Origin of the sequence: Bradyrhizobium sp. AUGA SZCCT0182 (genome assembly GCF_018130185.1) — a bacterium.
GTDB lineage: Bacteria > Pseudomonadota > Alphaproteobacteria > Rhizobiales > Xanthobacteraceae > Bradyrhizobium.
This window is the reverse complement of record NZ_JAFCLY010000097.1, coordinates 1-3,009: the sequence shown is the minus strand read 5'-3', so window position 1 is coordinate 3,009 and position 3,009 is coordinate 1. Positions and strand designations below refer to the sequence as shown.

Genomic DNA, 3,009 nt, shown 5'->3' with positions numbered 1-3,009 from the left:
GCGAATACCGGCCTTGCCGGGCCGGAAGCCGAAAAACGGGTCGATGGCGTGATCGCAAATTCTCGGGCCGCGATAGCGAAATCTCGCCGGAGTTCGGTGATCCTCGCGTTCTCCGTCGCCGCGGCCCTGTTGCTGGGTGCTGTCATCGCATGGGCATCGGCCGGTATCGGCGGCCGCCACCGTGACGGGGCGCCGATGCCGCATTGGATGGGCGCTCGCGGGTCTGGAGTAGCCTATCGACGCGAAGCCGCGTGAACTGGTGAGGTGGGGTGAGGTGGATCGGATGAGAACCCCCGACCTCACCCCCGAAGCCGTATTGATCGCCTGTCCACAATGCAACGCGTGGCCGATGGCCTTGAACATCGTGAAGCCGTCCTGGTCGTCTCGGCCGATGATTCAATTTACCTGTCCGAAATGCCATTTTACCTCCGAGGCAGAACGGCGCGGATACGCGAGATCTGGCTCCGATTAATCCTTGCGCCGTCGGCCATTCTCGTACCGCGCGACGGCGAGGCGTTCGAGATCAAAACTATGTCGGAGGTGTGGGAAGATCAAACGGCTGGTATCTTGGCGACGAGTTCGGGCAATGGCGCAGCGGGCGCCCTGATTGTGATCCTGCTGTGGACGTATTACTCCGCTCAAATATTCCGGTTTGGATCGGAGGTGACCAAAGCAATTGCCGATATGCGCGGTGACCCGCACATCGCAATCGAGATTCCGCGCTCGCAGTAACCGGCGGCACTGTCTTGCTTCCACGAGATGGTTTGCTATGCATGCAGGCGATCGCTGCGCTTGAGCTCGTGGGGCGGGTTAGCGTTGGCGTAACCCGCCTCGTTTGTCGTCAACGAATGATCGGGGACGGAGCTGATAAAATCCCTGTGCAGGTAAGTTGGTCTCTTGGTGCCATCGAACAGCACGGCAACGCCCGTGTTGCGATAGCTAATTCCGGTAACGGTCCCGGTCTTGCCGGCCAGCGCCGGGCACCGGACTGATCCGAGTTGATTCACCTTGAAACGAGTGCCGACAACCAATCTGTTGATTTGGTGAGCCATCCTTCCACCTGTTCAATCGAGCGATTGCACAGCCTGCGGGGACCGATTGAAATCGTTTCTGGTTTCGTTGTCTGCCCGCTAGCCGACAATTCATTGCGGTCAGTTGCTGCGTTTTCCCGATCCAGATGAAGCTGTGCTGGTTTCCGTCTCTTCGCGCGACCCTGCGTTCAGTCGAATAGCGCGGAGTGGTAGGTCTTGCAGGCTGACCCTTTTGGACGGGTCGCAGCAGCGAATTTCATTTGGAATAGCTCGCGCCCGCTCGTACTATGTCGGGGACCTGACTTAGGGTCTGACCCCTCAAAACAGAACTCGGCATGGAGGCGGTTATGGAATTAATCCGCGGTGAGGAGGTGGCTGTTTTGGAAAGCCACACCAACAAAATCTGCAGCACATGCGGGAAGCGGTTGGCCCTGATTCGAACGATAGTGAATCCTCGCACCGGCTGCATCGTCCACATGTTCGAATGCCGGTGCGGCCAGCGCACGTGGGAAGATTAGGACTCGTTTGGTCGGCAACGCACTGCCAGTCAGGCGCTACCTGGCCGTCGCTTTCCCGGCATGCCGGTGGACGAACTCCTGCAGGAAGCTCGGCAGTTCTCGCATCTGATCTGAGCAACGTTTCTGCAACTCGTGGGCGACCTCTGCTGAAACGTCTCTGCACCATCCCTCAGCGACATTAAAACCGGCAACGCGGACGGGGTTGCAGTATTGCCCCTCCAACAGATCGCGCACGACCGTTTCGAGGCCGGTATCGCCGACACCACTCCCCCGCCATGCTCGACCGAGGGAGCCAAAGTCATCGACCACCAGGTAGACTTCTCGATTGTGCTCGTTTGGAACGATCGATAGCGTCCAAATGGTCTTACTCATCAAGCAACTCCACGCAACGATACCCGTAGTCACAACAGCGCAGAGTGATTGCTTCAGGACGGCGAAAGGGCCCCGGATCGCTCCGGGGCCCAGGCATTGGCAAGAGGTACATCCGCTCTTGCCAACCGCCGCACTTCTCCGTGGCATCTATAGCCAAGACCCTGCAGAGACCTGCACCGCATTCGGCCGGGCCCGTCAGGCAGATAAGTGAGAGAAGAGGCGGTGAGATACTGCCTATCGCCCACTCAACGGCATGAAGGCTGCAGTGACAAACGATCCGATCAGCCCGGCTACGCCGACCAGCGCGAAGTAAACTTTGTCTTCCATCCTAAGTCGCGATCCTACTTATGGGCATCATAGCCCGGCTCGTCAGCGAGCTGCAGTCACTCTTCCGGAGTACTCCGATACGCGACGGGCCATGACCTTCGTTCGGTCAGTGGCGCCGTCGCTATGATCGAAGAGCGTCCGCGCAGTATGCGGCGCAAATTATCATCAGGCATAGTGCTGAGCGCGGATTGAGCGAGGGCGTAATCCGCCGTTCCCTTCCGGCAAAAGAGGCGGGTTATGCTGGTCATCAACAGTCGCGCCCGATCCAAGGGTCTAGCAATCACTTAGCTACAATTCGGCGGTAAACCTTATCCAAGTCATCACTTCCGATTTGCGGAAATCATGTCAAGCGCAAAATTTCCGAAAATCAAAAATATTCTGCTTTCCTTCGACCCAAATCACCGGCATATCTTCACCCATCCCGTCCCACTCAGAGGGGCGTTGGCCATCGTCACAACGAGGGGCGGGTCGCGGTGGACGCTGATGTTGCGATTGACGGTCGCGGCAAAGGCGTACGGCGAAAGCGTGTGGTCCTGGCGCCCGTAACGGCGTCAAGTCTTTCGGGAGCTAACGCTTTCGAGGGGCGACGGTGGCAATAGAGGCCGTCTCACCGGGGAGAGCGCGTTATAAGCCGTAAAGCCATTGCGCAGGGAATGTCGGATGTTCTCCGCTGCCCTGTATGCTCGTGTGCAGCATTCTTATGCACAATCGCACACGAGACCGCGGGTGCAGCGCGCATCCGGCATTCCCTGCGCCCTCTG

Annotated in this window: 3 protein-coding genes and 1 pseudogene; 2 read left to right on the top strand and 2 right to left on the bottom strand. The window is 58.5% G+C overall.

Annotated elements, in window-relative coordinates; all coding sequences use genetic code 11:
• Together JQ611_RS41355 and JQ611_RS41350 are read left to right on the top strand one after the other, a co-directional pair.
• Positions 1 to 255: pseudogene (locus JQ611_RS41355) on the top strand (hypothetical protein); the annotation flags it as partial.
• Between the two features lie 87 nt (positions 256 to 342).
• Positions 343 to 732, top strand: coding sequence for a hypothetical protein (locus tag JQ611_RS41350; protein ID WP_212468835.1), 390 nt, complete (start codon positions 343 to 345; stop codon positions 730 to 732).
• A gap of 35 nt (positions 733 to 767) precedes the next feature.
• Here JQ611_RS41350 and JQ611_RS41345 read toward each other — a convergent pair whose 3' ends face one another.
• Complete coding sequence (locus JQ611_RS41345; protein WP_212468834.1) at positions 768 to 1,052, bottom strand: hypothetical protein; 285 nt, start codon at positions 1,050 to 1,052, stop codon at positions 768 to 770.
• A gap of 533 nt (positions 1,053 to 1,585) precedes the next feature.
• On the bottom strand, positions 1,586 to 1,921 hold the full coding sequence (locus tag JQ611_RS41340) for a hypothetical protein (RefSeq protein ID WP_212263493.1): 336 nt from the start codon (positions 1,919 to 1,921) through the stop codon (positions 1,586 to 1,588).
• Between the last annotated feature and the right edge of the window lie 1,088 nt (positions 1,922 to 3,009).